The organism is uncultured Chloroflexus sp. (genome assembly GCF_937129525.1).
Classification (GTDB): Bacteria; Chloroflexota; Chloroflexia; order Chloroflexales; family Chloroflexaceae; genus Chloroflexus.
The window spans coordinates 21,241-40,591 of sequence record NZ_CAKZNK010000155.1 but is presented as its reverse complement, the minus strand read 5'-3'; the positions used below and the strand labels follow the sequence as shown (position 1 = coordinate 40,591).

The window sequence follows — 19,351 nt, the reverse complement described above, 5'->3', positions numbered from 1 at the left end:
CTATATTGTAACCGATTGATCAGGGCCTGCATCATGTGGCAGCGCGATGGCTCACTCGCGCATGCGTCTGTTACCGCCCGACCAGATCGCGCACGGTATTGAGCAGATTGGTCAGGTTGCCCGTTTTGGGCACGTAAGCATCAAAACCCTGGGCTACAAATTCGCCCGGCGTCCTTTCAGTGCGGGCAGTATGCGCAATGATCGGGCAGGTGATCCCTTGGGCGCGCAGATCGCGCAATACCATAAAGCCATCGCGATCGGCCATACTGATGTCGAGCACGATCACATCAGGAGCGAATTCATGGACTTTGGCCAGGGCTTCAGCGCCACTACCTACCGAGAGCACCTCGTGCCGTCCAACGTGGCGGAGCACACGCTCAAACATGGAACGAGCCGTGTAGACATCGTCGACAAGGAGGATTTTGGCCATCGTTCTGCGCTCCTTTGCTTATCTGCGCCATTGCCGGTTGTGAAGCGTGGACTACATTGACCAGTTTCTTTCGCGCGCCTTTTACCCTGCGCGCGCGCGTGGCAATGAGAAGAAGAAGATACTTCCTTTGCCCAGTTCACTCTCCAGCCACATCCGTCCACCGTGCAATTCAATCAGCCAGCGGCAGATCGAAAGGCCAAGACCGGTGCCGGCGTGCTGGCGAGTGTCGGCATTCTCAACCTGCTCGAATTGCTGGAAGATACGCTCCTGGTCAGCCGGCGCAATGCCAATGCCGGTGTCAAGCACCCAGATCACGATCTGATTGCTGTCAGCCCGCGCGCCAACAGCAATTTCGCCTGCATGGGTGAATTTGCTGGCATTTGAAACGAGATTGAGCAGAACCTGTCTGACCCGCACTTCATCAGCCAGCACTGTTGGTAGCGAATCGGGAAACTCGCGCCGCAGTTGAATTGGTCGATTGTTGACCAGGGCCTGCGCGTGACGCATTGCTTCTTCGAGCAACGGTGGCAGGGCCAGATTTGTCTTATTGAGTTCGAGTTTCCCGGCTTCGACCTTCGCCAGGTCGAGAATGTCGTTGATGATACTGAGCAGATGCTGACCGCTGCGCCGAATCTCGGCAATGTCTTGCAGAACCTGTTCATCAATACGCGCGTCGCCGTACATTTCGGGATGTTCTAGCATGGCTGTGCTAAACCCGATAATAATGTTGAGCGGCGTGCGTAACTCGTGCGACATTGTTGCCATAAAGTTGGCTTTTGAGCGGTATGCTGCCTCGGCGGCAGCGCGCGCCTCTTCCAATTCAAGAGTCGCGCGGTAGAGCTGCTCGTTGAGCAAGTCACGCTCAAGCAAAGCACGTTCGAGGTTAGCCTGGGTCTCGCGCAACAATTGCTCGCGCCGTTCCGACTTTTGCGCTGTATCGATGGCCCAACTGATAGTGCCGCGCACAACGTAAGCGGCGGCCCAACTGAGTGTGGCCACGCCAAGCAAGAGAACGCTCTGGAACAAAATTTGGCCGATTGCTTCAAACCAGGTTGGGCGCGGTTGGCCGATCCAGTCGGCGGCCACCAGCAGAATGAGATAGGTGAGAATTGCAGCCTGAACAGCCTGAAACGGCGCGCGCGACGACACCATGATGCCGGCAGCAATCACTCCCAGCACGCTCAGATAGACAAACATATTGTTGGTGAAGCCGAAGGCGGCGCAGCTCAACATCGGTAAGATGGTAAGCGCCGCAACGATGACGATGCTGGCGGCGGGGAGATTGCCTTTTCGGCGCAGCCGGTCACTGATGGCTACCGCGAGTAAGAGCAGCAGAACGATTGCATATGGCCAGAGATTATAGTGCCAGCGATTGAGCAACAAGATTCCGATCGCGCCACCCGATAGCGTGGCCAAAAGCACGAGCATCGGCGGCAAGAGATCGGCGACGAGTCCTTCATCAGGTGTTGCGACCGGAGTGCGGGCCGGGATGAGTGAGCGCGCAACCATGAGCCAACTTCCTTTATCGAGTGCTGCCGGTAGGGTTGTTCATTATGATACCAGAATCTTCCTGATCGTTCATTGAAGAATGATGAAATTCAGATCAGTTTCTGTCTGGCTAAATGCCGGTCATTGCGGTGTCGAGCACTTTGCGGAACACCTCCATATCGCTGCGCAGATCGGCGAGACGTTGTTGCACTGCGCCGCTGGTCGATGCCATCGCTACAGCGTCGGCAGCGCGGAGTCGCACAATTTCGGCGAGCGTCGTGTCCAGGCTGGCATCGATGTTTGCTAACTGGGCCTGGATCCGATTAAGGTGGTTTGCGAGGTCGTAAATGTGCTGGCGTTGCGCCTGCAACGACTGTCGCCGCTCTTCAAGTTGCTGGCGGGTAAAGGTGTCAATCGTGGCGCTGATCTGCCAGTCAAGTTGCTGAATTTGCTGCGAGAGGCGTTCCTCGTTGCTGTTGGCCAGATAACGTTCGATCATCTGTCCTTTATCGGCCAGGAAGTAGGCTTCCATGACTAGATCGCGAGTCTGAGTGACGATGTTGCTGAGCAGGCCGGCAATTGGGCCTTGAGCTGCGCGGGCAGTTCGTTCTACTTCGCGTTGCGATCGCTCAATCTCTGTAATGATGGCACGTAATCTCGAGCTGGTAATACGCGGGCGCGGTAGCGGCGGCGGCGCGGTCAAGAGCGGATCGCGGGCGGCCAGCCATACCGCTATCGCATACACTCCTACTCCCAGCGGTAGCCACCAGATGGTCAGAGTCACTCCGCCGAAGATTGCGGCAACCAGTGCCAGGATATTGATTGGTTGCAGAGCGGCAGTGCGCAGAATGGCCATATCAGTTGTTGCTCCTGACGCAATTGTTGCTAACGCCATTATATCACGCAGCCCAAACCAAATTGTTGTCAGATCGAGCGATGACTGACTTGACGTAAGCCGTCTGATGTTCGATACCTGGCGCCGGCAAGGGCGAGCGTCATGATGGGAAGCTGTCCTGCTTCATCCCCTGCCGGCGCAGCGACTTAAAAGTACCGACTCAGATTTTCAAAGATCTGCGCAATATCGCCGGTGTCGCCGACTACAACGATAGTTCGGGCAAATTCGGCAATCGCATCAAGCACTTGCCGATCAGCGTCGCTGCCGTAGGCGACCGGGAAGATACTGATACCACTCTCTTCGAAGAGATTGCGCACCTCGGCGAGAGACAACCGGCTCTGATTGTCTGCTCCATCCGAGAGTAACACAATCGCGCGAATGCGATCCTCTTCTAAAGGTGGCAGTTCATCCAGCGTCTGTTTACCCAGCGCGAGTGCGTCAAACAGGGCCGTGCGTCCGACAGCGCGCATCTCTTGCACTGCAACCTGTAAATCAATTCGGTTGTCGCTTAGCGGCGCCATCGGCACCACCAGTCGAGCTGTTGAATCAAACGTAATCATTCCAACCCGATCTTCGGGCATAATGCGCATTAAGAAGGTCTCGATCCCGGCTTTTACCATCGCTAGCTTATCACCTTCCATCGAACCAGAGGTGTCAACGACCAGCAGAATGTCGGCGCGTTTGCGATTGAGCGCCCAAGAGTTTTTGACTGCAACAATGACTTCTGCCGATGGCACCTCTAGCACTGTTTGCACGCCTTGCGGATCAGCGCCAAACGCCGGGCTGATCGGATCGGTAAGCGGCACGTTGGGGTTAGCCGGACGGAAGCCATATGACATTGCGGCGCGTTGGCTCTCTTCGGTGAGCAGGAATTCGTAGAAACGCTCGGCAGCCTCTTGTTCTTCAGCCGTGGCGCTCGCCATGATGATGAATGGGTTGTCGTGCCAGAAGGTGCCTTCTGCCGGATAGATCGCTACCAGGGGCGTCGGCGGCGGGTCGAATTTGTTGAAGTCGATGAGCGTAATCTCTTCCATCGGGAAGGCCGAGATGTAGCTCATGCCGAATTTCTTCATGTTCTCGCTAAAGACCAGGGTGTTGTACCCGTAGTGTTTGATGCTGCGCCCCAATTCACGGATGAAGCGCGTGGCCTGCTCGCTCTGCACATCAGCCACCGTCAACCCATCTTGCTTGCCGGTGGCGGCGTAGAACTCAGCGATGAGCGTGCTGAGCGCAGTCGTACTGATTTCGGGATCGGTGTGTCCCCACGAGAAGCGTCCCCATTCCGGGCGACCAAAGCGTCCCCATCCTTGCGGATCGTTGGTCAGGTCGAGAATGTCTTTCCAGCCGATTGGCCGGTTTGGCCATCCCATCGCCTCGGCCATTGGCTTCCACATCGCAATCACGACCGGCGTCAATACCAGTGGCTTATTCGAAATGGCGATGTTTTGATTGCCGCTCTCTTGCTTGAGCACTTCGAGCCAGGTGCTGGCCGATGGACTCCAGACGGTAACCTGGAGCGTCCCCTTCTTGATTTCGGTGCGCGCCGCGCCCGACGACTTATTGATCCCTTCGACCTGCACGCGACGGTCATTGACCGTGATGCGCTGTTCGTTGAACCGGGCAATCTGTTCGGTCAGCCATTTATCTTTTTCCGGACTATAAGCGATACTGATCGTGATTGCATTAGCGTCACCACCGCTCAATAGCGCGCCGAAATCGCCGCAGCCACTGAGCAGGGTGATGAGCAACACGAGTGAAGTGATCAGTTTAAATGGTCGCGTCAGCATCGATAACTCCTCTCCGGTTGTTCACTCGAGTGGAATGCATTCATTGCCCTGTTGCGCTTCGCCACGTATTCAACAGTTCGGTGACCACATCAGGCGTGGGAGTGGCGAGTTGCGCAGCCAGGTCGATTTGCAGGCCGCGGTCAGCGTAACGGCCAAAGAGCGATTCCGCGTCGGTAAGATTGACGGTCACTTGCGGATTGGCCGGACGAAACCCATACTGGCGCATCGCAATCCGCTGCTCATCGGGGCTAAGCAGAAAATTGCCCAGCAGACGCGCAGCTTCACGCTCGGCGCTATCGACCCATGGCGCGTTCAGGATAGTGTAGGGATGATCGCTAACGGTGGTGATCGGTGGATAGTGTATGCGGATGCGCAATCCGCGTCCCTCACCTTGCCGAAATGACTGTAAGGCCAGATTTTCATATGTAGTGATGATGTCGTAGACGCCGGGCCGAATGATGAAGTCGGTCGTGAGCATGCCAGTGCTGGCCGGCCACTGGACGACGCGGCGATCGAGGTTTGCCAGCCAGTCTTGTAGCGCGGGATCGCGCGCCTGTTCGCGGGTTAGATTGTCGCTTCGGTGGTACTGCGCTGCCAGGAGCAGAATAGTTTGCAGACCACCATTGCTTCGGGTCGGCGCAGAGATACCGATTTTAACCTTAAGATTATTGTCCTGGATTGCCCGCCATGGATCGACAACACTGTCCGTTGCTGCCGACTCGCGCACCAATACCACGATCGGCGAGAGTACCAGTGATTGAGCCGGTTCGGTCAGGAATTCTGGCCGCCACTGGCGCAGTTCGTTCAGTTGCAATACGCTGGCCGGGCTGACTGCCGTTGGCTGATAGCTCCCTCGCTCGATCAGCTCGATCAGCTCGCGCGAACCCGCTATGCGCACCCTGACCTCAATTGCCCGGCCATTGACAGTTGGGTTGGTCAGGGCGAAGCGTTCGATGGCGCTGCGGATCCAATCCTCCTTTTCTGAACTTATCGCCAGGTCAATCCGAATCGGTGGCGCAGCAGTCGGCAAAGGCAACGGCGCCCATCCGATCGGGCCATAGACGACGGTGATGACTGCCAGGACGATGGTTGCGAAGATGTAGCTGGCGGCAACTATGCGCGAAATTGTCAGCATACAAATGTCTTCATGATCTGGACGGTTGAGAGCTATCTGAGTTATATAGTAGCACTCTATCAGTGCCACTGTATAGCTAAAATTATCCCATTCACGCAAAGATTACGTCTATCATCGCCGAATCGTTGCAGTTGGTCTGCATCATTCGCCCGTTCTGGCCACAGCTTTGCCCGCGATTTGCGGCTGTGGATGGTTTAACAATGAAATAGGAATTTCTTAACTATTACTTAATAAATTAATGATGAACGATTAATCAAAGCGCACTACCATAGTGACATTAATGAAGAGTACGCAATTGTGAGTCACTATGGCCACGTATACGCCTCATCAGGATTACCATCCGAAAACATCGCGGCGCGAGCATCGTGAATGGTTGCTCTTCGTCCTGTTCATTGGCCCTAATCTGTTTCTGTTCAGCGTTTTCACCTACTGGCCATTACTCTACAACGCCTATCTCAGCATGGTGCGCTGGGATTTTTTGCGCCCTGCAATGCCCTTTGTCGGGTTGCAGAACTATATCTCCGCCTTTAGTGATCCCCAATTCTGGAACATCATCTGGCAAACGGCTACATTTACCGTCTGGTCGGTCGGCCTGACACTTATTATCGGGTTGATGCTGGCACTCCTGCTCAATCAGCCGCTGCAATTTCGCAATACGGCGCGCGCAGTGGTTTTTGCACCGGTGGTGATCTCAGGCGCGGTAGTGGCTGTCGTGTGGAGCTACATCTTTGACCCGCGCTATGGCTTGATCGACCAGTTGCTGGGGTTCTTCGGTCTCGACTCACCGAATTGGCTGATCGATTCGTTTTGGGCGATGCCGGCAGTGATCATCGTGTACGTATGGAAGAACATTGGCTACGCTGTGGTGATTTACCTCGCCGGCCTGCAAAACATTCCACGTGAGTTGTATGACGCGGCTCGCGTTGATGGCGCTGGCGCCTGGGATCGGTTCTGGCACGTTACTCTGCCCGGTCTCTCGCCAGTCGCTTTCTTTCTGTCGGTAACCAGTATTCTCACCTGCTTTCAGTCTTTCGACATCATTCGCGTCTTGACCAATGGCGGTCCGGCGAGCGCGACGACAACCCTTGTCTTTCATCTCTACGAGTTGGGTTTCGTCTCGTATGATGCCGGTAAGGCTGGTGTCGTCGCGATTGTGCTCTTCCTGATAATGCTGGCGCTGACGATGATTCAAATTCGTTATGTTGAGCGCCAGGTGACCTATGGATAAGCGTAGCGCAAATGTAGATTGCGCGATGTGGAGAAACCCTGTGTTGTTGTTTGGGCGCTCAGAGATTGGCGTCGTCTTGAGAGGAAACTGCCATTCGCTGCGCGCAAGCATGAGAGTGATACAGATTGTATGGATGTCACCAATGAGATAGAACAGAGAATGGCGCCTGCAGCAACGCGACGGCAATCACTCCCATTCTCGTTGCTGGCCTGGCGTATCGCCGGTTATGTGGCAATGCTCTTCGTTGTGCTGGTTATCGGTTTGCCGGTTTACTGGACGGTGATGTCTGCATTCAAAGAGACGCGCGAGATCTATTCGTTGCCGGTAACGTGGTGGCCGGCCAACCCTACCCTGGCGAACTTCCCGGCAGCATGGCAGGCAGCGCCGTTCGGTCGCTACTATCTCAATAGCTTTATCACCACCTTTCTCGGCGCGGCGGCTGAGGTGATCCTGGCCCTCTTCTCGGCGTATGCGCTGGCCTATCTGCGCTTCCCGCGCAAAGATCTGGTCTTCCTTTTGCTACTGGCAGCGTTGATGGTGCCGGTTGAGATCACTATTGTGCCGAATTATCTTACTGTTGCTCGTCTCGGCTGGATCAATACCTATCAGGGCATCATCATTCCAGGAGCTGCTATCGCCTACGGTACCTTCCTTTTGCGACAGGCGTTTCTGTCCGTGCCGCGCGAAATTCTTGAGGCGGCAAAGGTCGATGGAGCTGGCCATCTGCGCATCCTCTTCAGTGTTGTTATGCCGATTGCGCAGCCGGCTATCGTTACGATGGCGCTCTTGTCGATCGTCAGCAAGTGGAACGACTTCCTCTGGCCGTTAATCGTCACCAATACCACCGATATGCGCACTCTGCCGATCGGTGTCTTCTGGCTGCGCAATAGTGAAGGTCTGTCCAATTGGGGTGTGGTCATGGCCGGTTCGCTCTTTCTGATCGTGCCGGTGCTGATCGCTTTCTTGCTCGCCCAACGCGCTATCGTCGAAGGTATGACCGCCGGCGCGGTAAAGGGTTAAGCGTAACGCAATGGTTGTCACGCTGAAAGGGGAGTATTGCGGCGTGTATAGGGATCATTGCGCGATTGCATCGCGGTAGCGTCGCGTGCTGCCGCTTCATTCCAGGGCATCACGGCAGTGGGCCGTATGCATAGATCTGAACGCCTGGCGTTCGAGCTGGTTCCGTAGTCAATAACCTGAGGGAGAGATCATGAAGCGGACTTTGACCCGGCGTGAGATGTTACGCCTGATGATGGCAGGGGGTGGAGCGGCATTGCTGGCGGCTTGTGGCAGTCCCGCTGGCCAGGGTAGCCAGGAGACGCAGGCGACGACTGCGCCGGCGGTTGTCAGCCAGCCCGGTTCGAAGGTTAAGATTACCTACTGGGGCTCATTCAGTGGTAACCTGGGTGAGGCCGAGCAGGCGATGGTCAAGTCGTTCAACGAGTCGCAAAACGAGGTTGAGGTCGAGTATCAATTCCAGGGCAGCTACGAAGAGACGGCGCAGAAGTTTACTGCGGCGTTGCAGGCAAATACGACTCCTGATGTTATCTTGCTCTCGGATGTCTGGTGGTTTGGCTTTTATCTGGCCGGCGCTATTTCGGCGCTGGATGATCTGGCAAAGCAGGTCAATCTCGACTTCGCCGACTACGAGCCGGTGTTGCTCAACGAGGGCGTGCGCAAAGGCGTTCACTACTGGATCCCGTTTGCTCGCAGCACGCCGCTCTTCTACTACAACAAGGACATCTGGGCCGAAGCCGGCTTGCCCGACCGGGCACCTGAAACCTGGGCCGAGTTTAGCGAGTGGGTGCCGAAGCTGGTCAAGAGTGATGGTAGCCGGGCTGCATTTGGTCATCCCAATGGCGCCAGCTACATCGCATGGCTCTTCCAGGGTGTGGTCTGGCAGTTTGGCGGACAGTACTCACTGCCCGATTTCACGATGACCATGACCGATCCTAATACACTGCGCGCGGCTCAGTTCTACCAGGATACGGTGGTAAAAGACAAGTGGGCAGTGATGAGCAATAATTTGAATCAGGATTTTCTCGGTGGCGCCATTGCCTCGATGATGGCCTCAACTGGTGCGCTGGCCGGGATTCAGTCCAGTGCCACCTTCCCGGTTGGGGTTGGTTTCTTGCCTCGCGAGACCAACTTCGGCTGTCCTACCGGTGGCGCCGGTCTGGCAGTGGTCAGCCGGTCGCCGGCTGAAAAGCAACTGGCGGCGATGAAGTATATCGCCTTTGCAACCAGTACGGTTAATGCCGGGGTGTGGGCGCGCAGCACCGGTTACATGCCGGTGCGCATCAGCACCAAGCAGACGCCCGAGATGGTTGAGTTCTTCAATCAAAACCCCAACTTCAAGACGGCGGTCGATCAGTTGCCCCAGACCCGCGCCCAGGATGCCGCGCGCGTCTTCGTGCGCAACGGCGATCAGATTATCGGGAAGGGGTTAGAGCGGATCATCGTCAACGGGGAAGCGCCAAGCGCAGTCTTTGCGGCGGTGAATGATGAACTGGCGCAGGGTGCGCAGCCGATCCTCGAAGATCTGAAGGCGCGCGAGGGTTGATCACAGGCTCACCGTTGCAGAGATGCCAGGTCGGTGGCACGGTTGCATAAGTGCTCTGCTGCCTTGCTTGTGCCTGCGCGTCTCTGCAATGGTGGGCAGCAAAGAATGGTCTGGTCACCATGCTGACCATTGCCAACCCCAAAATCGCCGGTTTCGCGCCGCGCTGGGCCACTTATCGGGGATTAACTATTCTCTTCAACAACGTTGGGCTGCGTCGTGATGGGCCGTGGCTGCGGCTTGATTGCGCGCTCGATGCCATCCCGGAATATACCCTCTACCGTGGCCTGCGCGCCGCGATGTGCGCGCTCGATACTGATCTGCTGCTGCGCCGGTATCTGTTTTGCGCCTTGCCGCCGGCAACCTATCACGTGACGTTGTGGGATGGACCGAATGATGGCAATGTTGCGCAGGCCTTTCCGCATGTGCGTCAGCGCGTAGATGATCTCCTGCTCGACATTCCCGGCGCTCTGAGCCACGGCAATCTGATCAGCGGCACGATTGCCGGCTCGCCGCTGATTCGTCGCCGCGGCTGGCAGGTGTCTTTCACCGTCAATCGGCTGGTGATAGCGCAGCAGTCTGCTTTGGTGGCCATCTTGACGCCAACGCCGGCAACATTTCATACGTTTACCATGCTGACCGAACTGCGCAGGGCCTGGAATGAAACCTTTCGCAGTCGGTTTGGCATTGCCGCTTACGAACCATACACGCCGCACGTAACGCTGGGGTATTTCGCCGACCCGGAGCTGGCAATCGCTGCCGAAGCTGAGTTGCCCGCATGGGAAGCGTTGGTATTGCGCCATACCGCCGAGACAAGCATCACTTTTACCAGCGCCAGTTTGTACGGGATGCTCGATATGGTCACCTTTTTTCGCACCGGGCGGTCGTAGAAAGTGATGTTATTGTCTACGCTGTCTTGTCTCACGTGATATACTGACCTGTGTCGCGCAATGGTTGTCATGGCATATTACGAAGGAGTAAGCTGGTATGAGTACAGGTAAGACACTGGTTGAGTTGATTCGGGAAAAGACGGGGGTTAGCGCTGAACAGGCCCAACAGGCCGTCGATGTAGTAGTCGGCTTTTTGAAAGAGAAGCTGCCTGAACCGGTCGCGGCGCAGCTCGATCAGGTTCTGAAAGGTGATATTGGCGCGCTGGGCGAGCAGATCGATGCGGCCAAGACCTTGCTGGGTGGCCTGTTTGGTGGCAAGAAGGAAGATTAAAATCTGACGGAGCAGATGAGCAAAGCCGTTGGTAATCCATATATCCCGGTGTCAGGCATGATCTGTGGCAGGTTGCGCTCGAACAGATGGGGTAGCGTTGCTAGCGGTTTCGTCCTGGCCGATCTTCTGAACGTTCAGGTTGCGCGTAGTGGCCCGCAGAGCATAGCCGGGTAAGAAGCGAACGTTGTGCGTTCCGGCAGGTTGCGCCAACTTTATGGTGATCGTCGCGTGACATGCGTGTGGCGCAACTTGCTTTTTTATCACTACTGTCGCTATTAAACGGTTGTAGTGCTTGTTGTTTAAGGTAAATTCAATGATTATCGGCGGCATCCTTTTGATCGGACTGGCTGTAATTTTTTTCTTCGTCGCGCGGGCGAATACCAATAAGTTGCGCGCGCTCAACGCCGTTGATACCTGCGATACTGCAACTCTGACCGCCATTCACCAGCGAATTACAGCGGCGTTAGGCGCGAGTGGACTGGCTCAGCCTTGTGAGGTTGAAGGTATTGTAGAGTGTGCGGCGCCGCTCACCGGTCCGGTATCCGGTCGAGCACTGGTGGCTTACGTCCATACTATCAATCGTGAATACGAGGAACGGATTACAACACAAGAAGGTGGACGCACTTCCAGCCGTGTCGAGCGGCGCAGCGAGCAGCTTGCCCAGAACGAGCATCGGGTGCCCTTTGCCGTGCGTGATCAGCACGGACACGTGCTGGTATTGCCCGATGATGCCTCCTTTGATCTGATCGAAACCGGCAATCGCTTCGTCGAGACGCCACAAGCGTGGACGGGCGCAACGCGCGCGCTCGGTCGTCGCGAATACGAGCGCGGGTTGGAAGTGGGGACGCGGGTGTTTGTGCTCGGCACGGCGATCGATCATGACGGGCAGGTGGCAATTGCCCATCACCCAACCAACCGCAAACAACCTTTCATGATCAGTCGCAAGAGCGAGCAGGAGCTGGCAGCTTCAGCGGCTGTCTGGGCGAGAAATTTGAATATTGCTGCGCTCGTTAGTGGCGTGATTGGCTTGGGCCTGGTAGTATTGGGGATGCTGGCAGGCTAATGTTGCCGGTTGCGAACCATCTGCGGCAGGCAGCACAGCGTGCCTGGTAGCCTGCCTGTACTGCCACTGGCTTACTCTGTTCACCAGAGCTGCGCTCTGTTCATGAAACTGGAATGCAGCAGTCTGCGTGTCCAGTAGGGAACGAATATATTGCGCCGGAGCTACCCAAATGTTATAGGCGCGGCATTGCCGCGCCTCCCCACACACGGCTCATGCAAATTCTGTCCGCAGCGCATCGCGCAGTTCTTCGCCGCGCCTCCACATGCGACTTATTCCCCCGCCACGACAGTTGCCCGCGCGACACCGGCCCGCTGCGAGCGAGCAGTAATCGTGACCTTGCTCCCCGCCGGGACACGGATTGTCCACATCAAGCGACGCAGGTTGTCGGTGGGGAAACTGCCGCCCCACAATGCCCGCTTATTCGCCCGTCCTTCGAGCTGACCGATCTCTTGCCGTTGCTCGCCGGTCACCAATTCGCCACCATCAGGCAGGCTCACCGTGACTTCGATCGGTTGTACAGCCTTCACCTCCTGCGCTTTGCGGCTGCCATATGTGGGCAGGTAGCCGCTGTTAGCGACGACGGCCTGCAACTGATAGAGATCGCCACCGAGTGGTTCGGCCTTAACATGGCGCAATTCCAGCCGCGGCCCGGTTTGAGCCAGCGCCAGCACGAAGCGCGTATTTGGCTCAAGGGTGCGCAATAAGAATTTCTCCGGCGGATTGCCGAAGGTGCGCCGCTCGATCCAGCCACCGATCTCGACCTTCCCCAGTTGCGGATGATCGAACGGTCGCCAGTTGACGAAACCGGCGCCGGCGAGCTGTTCATCGTTCCAGCGCAACAGCTTGAGATCATCCTCTTCGGGATGGTCGCGGAACCATTCGATGAAGTCGCGATCTTTGATCCCGGCCTCGCCGATCATATCCCATAATTCCACCGTAAAGGCGTAGATACCGAGCTGCTCATACGCCCAGTCATCAAACGCGCCGCGCATCACCTCACGCGGATGGTAGCGGAAACCGTGGAAGACTGAGACGTGCTTGTAGCCGGTAATCTCCTCGCCACGTCGCCCCAGCTCCTTGTACGTCCACAAATCATCAATCGGGAGCTGGTCATCGGGTTTGTCGGAATAGGGGCGCAGGATCGCGCCTGAATAGGTGTGATACGAGATGGCGCTGCTCACATTGAGATGCGATGTGAGGAATTCGACCGCCGCCCGGATTTCCGGCTCTGAGGTTGGGTATGGCCCGGCGCCGCGCTGCACACCCTCCGGCGCCCAGATGTAGGGAAAGTTCCGGTTGAAGTCAAGCCCCTGTGCCGGCGGCGCAATCTTGACTTCATAGCCGTTGTAGTTGCGGATATAGCCCTCAGTGTAGACGCGGTAATAGGTGCCGCCGCGCTCATCCGGAGCGCGCGGGCGCATAAGCCTTGGATCGCGTTCGCTCACCTTCCACCCGCCATCAGGATCGACGACACGCATCTGCAAGATCAACCCATCGCCGTCGATGTCGGCGGGGTAGAGTCCATCCCGGTCATCGGTGAAGGGATAGCGGCGTGTGCCCGAGCGCACGTAGACCGGTGAGGTCAGAGCCTGTTCCATTCCATCAGGGTTGAGGCAGGGCACAATATACAGCGCTCGCTCATCGAGCAGCGCGGTAATATTGGCATCGCGACCGTACCCTTCCAGAACAGTTTGAATCACGTGCAACGCGCCCATACAACCGGTCACTTCGGTGGCGTGAATGTTGGCATCGAGCCAGAAGGCCGGTTTCTCATCGTCGGCGCCGGTAGCCTGATTGGTGAGGGTCATCAACCAGATCGGGCGGCCTTCGTAACTGGCGCCAATACTGCGCAGCGCGCAGAGCTGCGGGTATTCTTCGACCCAGCTCTTCAACGCTGCTTCGACTTCGTGTGGACGGTAGTAACGGGTGAAATCGATTGCCGGCATTGCGCAAATCCTTGCTTTGTCAAACATTCCTTTGCCATCATAGTACCACGAAATTGAGAATTGTCGGACTGCCTGCCGGTGTCTTTGCCTGATGTCCACATGCTGCGGGCATAACGCGGCCCTGATTATCTCCTCCTGCGTAGCAGCAAGCGTGAGTCAGCTCCGATGAGATGACGGCACTCGCACTGTGGTATACTGCTGAAAACAAAAGGAAGGCAATGAGGTCGGCCATGCGAGTGCGTTATAGTGCCCGAACAGATACCGGGAAGCGGCGCGAAATTAATCAAGATGCTTACGGCAGCGCCGAGATTGGGCAAGGAACGTTACTGGTTGTCTGCGATGGTATGGGAGGCCATCTGGCCGGCGAAGTTGCCAGCAAACTGGCAGTCGATACCATCCTGTCAACGTTTAAGCCCGGTGATGACCCGGCAGCAGGTCTGAGCCACGCCTTCAGCGCGGCGAATCAGCGCGTCTACGACGAGGGTCGCGGCAGTATGGGCACGACAGCCGTGGCCGTCTTCTTCTGGCACAATACCCTCTACATCGCTAACGTTGGCGATAGTCGGGCATATCTGGTGCGCGAAGGCCAGATTCGCCAGCTCACCCACGATCATTCCCTGATCGGCGATCAGGTGGCTGCCGGCTTAATAACCGCCGAAGAGGCGCGCAATTCAACGATCCGCAATATAATTACTCGCGCTATCGGTCATCTCGCTCACGTCGAAGTTGATCTCTTTCGCGAGCCGCTGTTGCCCGGCGATACCATCGTGCTCTCAACCGACGGTATGCATGGCCTGCTTAGCGATGAGGAGATTGCGGCGATTGCCAGCATGCATCCGCTCGACGTGGCGGCCCATCGTTTGGTCGAAGAAGCAAATGCTCGCGGTGGGCCTGACAATATCACTGTTGTGATCGCGCAGGTTGATGGTCTTGAGCCAACCGTCAGCGAGAGTGCAACCTCTACAATCAAGGATGCTTCACCAACGACCGGACAACCACCAACGCTTAAACCACTATCACGGGTCGGGCTGGCACTGGCAACGCTGGTACTGGTGCTATTGATTAGCGTAGGTGTGTTTGGGCTGGTAACCAATCGTCCTACAACACCTCCCCTGCTCAGTTCGCCAACGATTGCAACTACCGAGACGCCAACGCAAGCGATGACTCCATCGCCGGCGGCAACGCCGTAATGATGGTATAATAAGCAGGAACATTTGTTTTGGTATGTGTCGGCGCTGATGGCCGGCGCTTCCACAAAGACCGTAATGCGCTATGCCCATTCGTCTGCTCGATGAAACCATTGCTGCTCAAATTGCTGCTGGCGAGGTAGTTGAACGCCCTGCTTCGGTAGTGAAAGAGCTGGTCGAAAACGCGCTTGATGCCGGCGCGCAACGGATTGTGGTCGAAGCACGTGGTGGGGGGCTGCGCGAGATTCGCGTCCAGGATGACGGCTGCGGCATTCCCGCCGATGAAGTGGAACTGGCTTTTGCCCGTCACGCAACCAGCAAGCTCAATTCCGCCGATGATTTGTGGGCGATCCGCACATTAGGCTTTCGCGGTGAGGCATTGCCGAGTATCGCCAGCGTTGCGCAGGTAATTTGTGTCACCAGAGTGGCTACGGCAGAGCTAGGAGTGGAATTGCGCATTGCCGGTGGTGAAGTGCAATCGCGCCTGCCATGCGGATGCCCGGCTGGCACAACGATTACGGTGCGCAACCTCTTCTACAACACGCCGGTGCGGCGTGAGTATCTTCGTTCTGAAGCTTCTGAGACGAGTGCGATCAGCGCGATCGTTCAGCAGTATGCGCTGGCCTATCCCGAAGTGAGCTTTACTCTGGTCATTGATGGTCGGGTGATGTTCCAGACTGCTGGCGATGGCGATCTGCGCGCCGTTGTTGTTGAGTTGTACGGTCTCGAAGTGGGGCGCGCGCTGTTGCCGGTGCAGGCTGAGGCCGGCGCCGATGAGTTATGGGTAGCCGCGCGCGGTCTGATTTCGCCGCCCGATCTGACGCGCAGCTCGCGCAACTATCTGGCCTTCTTCGCCAACCGGCGCGTGCTGCAACCGCGTGGCGCGCTGGCCGCCGTGGTCGAAAATGCTTATCACACGATGCTGATGAAGGGCCGCTTTCCAATTGCGATCATCGATCTCCGTGTGCATCCGGCAGCCATCGATGTGAATGTGCATCCGACAAAAAGTGAAGTAAAGTTCCGCTACGCAGCCCACGTCCATAGCGTGCTGGGGCGGGCGATTCGCGATGCGCTGATCAGTGGTGCCGACATTCCGGTTTGGGATGCGCCAGATCCCGTGACGGCTCAACGTCGCTTCGAGCTGCGTCGCCTCGGTCAAGAGTCGTCACCGGCACCGTCGGCCTGGGGGGTAGGCGCCGCTGCCTGGGATCGCGAACGCTCACGCTGGGATGTTGGCTCGCCAGCGGCTCAGCTCACCACGCCGCTACCATTGCCATCTCCCCCGGCGCCAGCCGCCGGGCCGTTGCCTGATCCGGGTTCCCCGCCATCTCCGCCATCCTCGCCGGCGCCGTCGGGGTCGGCATTGCCGCCGTTGCGCGTTGTCGGGCAGGTTGGGTTGACCTACATCGTCGCTGAAGCGCCTGAGGGAATGTACCTGATCGATCAGCATGCCGCTCACGAACGGATTACCTACGAGAAGCTGATGAACCAGTACGCACAGCGCGCGGTTGAAACGCAGCAGTTGTTGATTCCACAAGCGGTTGAACTAAATCCTGAAGCGAGTGCGTTGTTGTTGGGTAATGCCGCCAGGTTAGCTGAGTGGGGGTTCAGCCTTGAACCGTGGGGAACCGGCGTGCTGGTGCGCGCTATTCCGGCAACTTTGCCTCTTGACGAACTCTCGGCAGCGCTGCACGAAATGGCCGAACGGCTGGCCGGTCGCGGCGGTAGTAGCCCGCTCGAATGGCGCGAGGCAATGTTGATTACGCTTGCCTGCCATACCTCAGTGCGGGCCGGTCAACCGCTCTCCCACGAAGAGATGCGCCAGTTGCTTCTTCAGCTCGAACAGTGTGCCAGTCCGCGCACCTGCCCGCACGGTCGTCCAACGATGATCCTGATGACGCCGGCTCAGCTCGAACGACAGTTCGGTCGGCGTGGATGATTGTCAGGCCGATCGAACTGACCAGCCTGCCCGGCGTGTCACCGTTCACAGCTTGATCGGGGTAAAGGGTGCCAGACACGGCACATTGGCCGCCACATGGATCGTGGCGGTTTGCAGATCGATAATCACGCCGCACACGCTCTCATTCCGATCAACCGGGTGAATCCGTGGGTCAGGATGACGACAGATACAGCGCGGCGCGCCTTCGTGATCGCGCAGGATTGCCTGCAATACGGCGAGATCGATCTGTCCGGCAGCGGCAGCAAGCAATTCCCATGCGCGTCCATAACGCTCGCGTGAGGTGGAGGTTGGCTCTATTGGGCACTCGCCGGTAGCGGTAGCGGCATCGAGGCAATGGTTGGCGTGGGCCAGCAACCCCTCGCGCGCCGGTAATTCGGCTACGCCGCCTGGAGTGATCTCAAGCGCCAGCAATGCGCCGCGGGCGTCGGCCAGGGTGATACACGATGAAGCGCTGGCCGGCAAACGCTCGGCCAGTTGGCGCGCCGCAGTCACGCTATCGCTTTGCAACATCTGGCGCAACAGGATATGCACCGGCATTCCCTGCCGTTGACCGTCAGCCCGCGATCGGAGCAGATTCAAGCCGACTGCCACCCCAGCCCCATTCAGCCCGATTTTAGCCACCATACCAGCTTCGGTGAGCGTCAGAATTGGTGGCGCGTTTGGGCTTTCGATCCGCAACAACACGCATGCTGCGCGCTGATCGCCTTGCCAGTCCCAGGTTTGCGCCAGCCAGACCCTATTATTCGCCGTTGCCGGTGGAGCGGCAGCGGCAGTGGTGCATTCACCACCATCACCAGCAGTATTGCCGACGGAAGTCGGCTTTGCAGGATGTTCTGGCACACCGGCCTCACGATTGCGAGCCAGCGCTGCCGCTGCTTCCGGATGATGCACGCCAACCCCAACTCCGGCCAGCAACTCGGTGCGCACATTGAGCGCAATAATCTCGGCCAGTTCGCGACCGGCGCCAACTGCGATTCCCCGCATCTCGTCCAGCAGATCGGGCGCAATCTCACGCAACAGCGGCTCGTAGGCCAGCGCTTCGCGTTGCGCCGCTGACCAGTCTAACCCGCGTCGATATGCAAACAGGCGGGCGTAGCTGGCAATACTATGCCGTACCAGCGCTGCTGTGGCTGCGCCGTACTGCTGACCCCGCTCAAACGGTTCGCCGGCAATCGCGACCAATGGAAACATAGCCGGGACACTCCTCTCTTTGCCAAATCTGGAACTATTGCTGCTGCGATCGGGTTACGGCCATTGTAGCTGAATCCTGGTTAGACCGGACGTTTACACGCACGGCGTGACCGTCCGTAATTGAGCGACCAGGTCGGGCAAGATGTCGAGCAATGTTTCAATCTGCGCTTCTGTTGTCTGGCGCCCCAATGAAAAGCGGATTGAACCATTCGCTTCATCGGGTGATAACCCCATCGCCAGCAGGACGTGTGACGGTTCGAGCGAGCCAGAGGTACAGGCGCTGCCCGAACTGGCGCAGATGCCACGCTGATCGAGCAAAAGCAGGAGACTTTCGGTTTCGATGCAGGCAAAGCCAAGATTGACGATAGCCGGCAGGCGATGAACACGATCGCCATTCAGCCACGATTGTGGAATGCGAGCAAGCACACTATCGATCAGACGTTCGCTCAGCGCGCGCAAGCGAGTTACATGAGCAATCCGCTCGCTCTCGGCAATTGTCAATGCTTTGGCCAGCCCGACGATACCGGCAATATTCTCGGTACCGGCGCGCCGTCGCCGCTCTTGAGCGCCGCCGTTGATCTGCGGCACCAGCGCCGCTCCACGCCGTAGATAGAGGATTCCAACCCCTTGCGGCCCATAAAACTTGTGCGCGGTCAGGCTGAGCAGATCAACCCCTAACGCCTGTACATCGAGCGATAACTGACCGGGCGCTTGCACCGCATCGGTGTGAAAGAGCACTCCAGATTCATGGCAGATCGCAGCCAGTTCGGCAATCGGTTGAATAACGCCGGTCTCATTGTTGGCATACATCACCGAAACCAGCGCTGTTTCGGGGCGGATTGCCGCGCGCAGATCCGCCGGATTCACCCGTCCGCTGCGGTCTACTGCAAGGAGCGTAACCTCAAATCCTTCGTATTCTTTCAGGTAATCAAGCGCGTGCAAAACGGCGTGATGCTCAATCGTACTGCTAATCAGGTGGGTTTTATCCTGAGCGCGGAGGGCCATCGCCACGCCCTTGATGGCCAGATTAATGCTCTCGCTGCCGCCACTCGTGAAAATAATTTCTTTCGGCTGGCAGCCCAATACCAGCGCCACCTGTTCACGCGCATCGTCGAGTGCCTGCAATGCCGCTCGTCCGACCTGATGAATGCTCGATGCATTCCCGCTCATGCCGGTCAGGAATGGCATCATCGCTTCCAGAACACGCGGATCGAGCGGTGTAGTCGCTGCATGGTCGAGGTAAATCAGGCGATCTGTCAT

16 protein-coding genes are annotated in these 19,351 nt (G+C 57.4%); 8 read left to right on the top strand and 8 right to left on the bottom strand.

Going from position 1 to position 19,351, the window contains the following annotated elements; genetic code table 11:
- Window positions 1-70: 70 nt before the first annotated feature.
- The 5 genes from Q0650_RS18735 to Q0650_RS18715 form a co-directional block, all read right to left on the bottom strand.
- Window positions 71-430, bottom strand: a complete 360-nt coding sequence (locus Q0650_RS18735) for a response regulator (protein WP_298821804.1) — start codon at window positions 428-430, stop codon at window positions 71-73.
- A gap of 81 nt (window positions 431-511) precedes the next feature.
- Window positions 512-1,939, bottom strand: coding sequence for a cell wall metabolism sensor histidine kinase WalK (locus tag Q0650_RS18730; protein WP_298821802.1), 1,428 nt, complete (start codon window positions 1,937-1,939; stop codon window positions 512-514).
- 109 nt (window positions 1,940-2,048) lie between these two features.
- Entirely contained in the window at window positions 2,049-2,774 is a 726-nt protein-coding gene (locus tag Q0650_RS18725; protein WP_298821800.1) for a hypothetical protein, read from the bottom strand.
- Window positions 2,775-2,959: 185 nt separating this feature from the next.
- Entirely contained in the window at window positions 2,960-4,600 is a 1,641-nt protein-coding gene (locus tag Q0650_RS18720; protein ID WP_298821798.1) for a VWA domain-containing protein, read from the bottom strand.
- A 40-nt stretch (window positions 4,601-4,640) separates the two neighbouring features.
- A complete protein-coding gene (locus tag Q0650_RS18715; RefSeq protein ID WP_298821796.1) occupies window positions 4,641-5,735 on the bottom strand; it encodes a substrate-binding domain-containing protein in 1,095 nt (364 codons plus the stop codon).
- A 307-nt stretch (window positions 5,736-6,042) separates the two neighbouring features.
- Here Q0650_RS18715 and Q0650_RS18710 point away from each other — a divergent pair, with 307 nt between their 5' ends.
- The 6 genes from Q0650_RS18710 to Q0650_RS18685 all read left to right on the top strand — a co-directional run bounded on the left by Q0650_RS18710 (window position 6,043) and on the right by Q0650_RS18685 (window position 11,807).
- Window positions 6,043-6,963: a carbohydrate ABC transporter permease gene (locus Q0650_RS18710; RefSeq protein ID WP_298821794.1), complete on the top strand. Its 921-nt coding sequence runs from the start codon at window positions 6,043-6,045 to the stop codon at window positions 6,961-6,963.
- A 159-nt stretch (window positions 6,964-7,122) separates the two neighbouring features.
- Entirely contained in the window at window positions 7,123-7,983 is an 861-nt protein-coding gene (locus tag Q0650_RS18705; protein ID WP_298821792.1) for a carbohydrate ABC transporter permease, read from the top strand.
- A gap of 190 nt (window positions 7,984-8,173) precedes the next feature.
- Window positions 8,174-9,526, top strand: coding sequence for an ABC transporter substrate-binding protein (locus Q0650_RS18700; RefSeq protein ID WP_298821789.1), 1,353 nt, complete (start codon window positions 8,174-8,176; stop codon window positions 9,524-9,526).
- Between the two features lie 119 nt (window positions 9,527-9,645).
- On the top strand, window positions 9,646-10,413 hold the full coding sequence (locus Q0650_RS18695) for a hypothetical protein (RefSeq protein WP_298821787.1): 768 nt from the start codon (window positions 9,646-9,648) through the stop codon (window positions 10,411-10,413).
- A gap of 97 nt (window positions 10,414-10,510) precedes the next feature.
- Window positions 10,511-10,744 carry a DUF2267 domain-containing protein gene (locus Q0650_RS18690; RefSeq protein ID WP_298821785.1) on the top strand — a complete coding sequence of 78 codons (234 nt, stop codon included), beginning with the start codon at window positions 10,511-10,513 and terminating at the stop codon, window positions 10,742-10,744.
- A gap of 313 nt (window positions 10,745-11,057) precedes the next feature.
- Entirely contained in the window at window positions 11,058-11,807 is a 750-nt protein-coding gene (locus tag Q0650_RS18685; RefSeq protein ID WP_298821783.1) for an E3 ubiquitin ligase family protein, read from the top strand.
- A 269-nt stretch (window positions 11,808-12,076) separates the two neighbouring features.
- Here the strand turns inward: Q0650_RS18685 and Q0650_RS18680 are convergent, their stop codons facing one another.
- Window positions 12,077-13,753 carry a M14 family metallopeptidase gene (locus Q0650_RS18680; protein ID WP_298821781.1) on the bottom strand — a complete coding sequence of 559 codons (1,677 nt, stop codon included), beginning with the start codon at window positions 13,751-13,753 and terminating at the stop codon, window positions 12,077-12,079.
- Window positions 13,754-13,983: 230 nt separating this feature from the next.
- On the opposite strand from Q0650_RS18680, the gene Q0650_RS18675 reads away from it, so the two are divergent.
- The gene (locus Q0650_RS18675; protein ID WP_298821779.1) at window positions 13,984-14,943 is read left to right on the top strand and encodes a PP2C family serine/threonine-protein phosphatase; all 960 of its coding nucleotides are present in this window, start codon (window positions 13,984-13,986) and stop codon (window positions 14,941-14,943) included.
- 82 nt (window positions 14,944-15,025) lie between these two features.
- Window positions 15,026-16,879, top strand: a complete 1,854-nt coding sequence (gene mutL, locus Q0650_RS18670) for a DNA mismatch repair endonuclease MutL (protein WP_298821777.1) — start codon at window positions 15,026-15,028, stop codon at window positions 16,877-16,879.
- A 45-nt stretch (window positions 16,880-16,924) separates the two neighbouring features.
- On the opposite strand, the gene Q0650_RS18665 is transcribed toward mutL, so the two are convergent.
- On the bottom strand, window positions 16,925-18,091 hold the full coding sequence (locus Q0650_RS18665) for a C45 family peptidase (RefSeq protein ID WP_298821775.1): 1,167 nt from the start codon (window positions 18,089-18,091) through the stop codon (window positions 16,925-16,927).
- Between the two features lie 93 nt (window positions 18,092-18,184).
- Complete coding sequence (locus Q0650_RS18660) at window positions 18,185-19,351, bottom strand: cysteine desulfurase family protein (protein WP_298821773.1); 1,167 nt, start codon at window positions 19,349-19,351, stop codon at window positions 18,185-18,187.

Excerpts from the sequence above, each read along its gene's own strand:
- Q0650_RS18735 (WP_298821804.1), bottom strand. The coding sequence starts at position 430 with ATGGCCAAAATCCTCCTTGTCGACGATGTCTACACGGCTCGTTCCATG.
- Q0650_RS18730 (WP_298821802.1), bottom strand. The coding sequence starts at position 1,939 with ATGGTTGCGCGCTCACTCATCCCGGCCCGCACTCCGGTCGCAACACCT.
- Q0650_RS18725 (WP_298821800.1), bottom strand. The coding sequence starts at position 2,774 with ATGGCCATTCTGCGCACTGCCGCTCTGCAACCAATCAATATCCTGGCA.
- Q0650_RS18720 (WP_298821798.1), bottom strand. The coding sequence starts at position 4,600 with ATGCTGACGCGACCATTTAAACTGATCACTTCACTCGTGTTGCTCATC.
- Q0650_RS18715 (WP_298821796.1), bottom strand. The coding sequence starts at position 5,735 with ATGCTGACAATTTCGCGCATAGTTGCCGCCAGCTACATCTTCGCAACC.
- Q0650_RS18710 (WP_298821794.1), top strand. The coding sequence starts at position 6,043 with ATGGCCACGTATACGCCTCATCAGGATTACCATCCGAAAACATCGCGG.
- Q0650_RS18705 (WP_298821792.1), top strand. The coding sequence starts at position 7,123 with ATGGCGCCTGCAGCAACGCGACGGCAATCACTCCCATTCTCGTTGCTG.
- Q0650_RS18700 (WP_298821789.1), top strand. The coding sequence starts at position 8,174 with ATGAAGCGGACTTTGACCCGGCGTGAGATGTTACGCCTGATGATGGCA.
- Q0650_RS18695 (WP_298821787.1), top strand. The coding sequence starts at position 9,646 with ATGCTGACCATTGCCAACCCCAAAATCGCCGGTTTCGCGCCGCGCTGG.
- Q0650_RS18690 (WP_298821785.1), top strand. The coding sequence starts at position 10,511 with ATGAGTACAGGTAAGACACTGGTTGAGTTGATTCGGGAAAAGACGGGG.
- Q0650_RS18685 (WP_298821783.1), top strand. The coding sequence starts at position 11,058 with ATGATTATCGGCGGCATCCTTTTGATCGGACTGGCTGTAATTTTTTTC.
- Q0650_RS18680 (WP_298821781.1), bottom strand. The coding sequence starts at position 13,753 with ATGCCGGCAATCGATTTCACCCGTTACTACCGTCCACACGAAGTCGAA.
- Q0650_RS18675 (WP_298821779.1), top strand. The coding sequence starts at position 13,984 with ATGCGAGTGCGTTATAGTGCCCGAACAGATACCGGGAAGCGGCGCGAA.
- mutL (WP_298821777.1), top strand. The coding sequence starts at position 15,026 with ATGCCCATTCGTCTGCTCGATGAAACCATTGCTGCTCAAATTGCTGCT.
- Q0650_RS18665 (WP_298821775.1), bottom strand. The coding sequence starts at position 18,091 with ATGTTTCCATTGGTCGCGATTGCCGGCGAACCGTTTGAGCGGGGTCAG.
- Q0650_RS18660 (WP_298821773.1), bottom strand. The coding sequence starts at position 19,351 with ATGACAGATCGCCTGATTTACCTCGACCATGCAGCGACTACACCGCTC.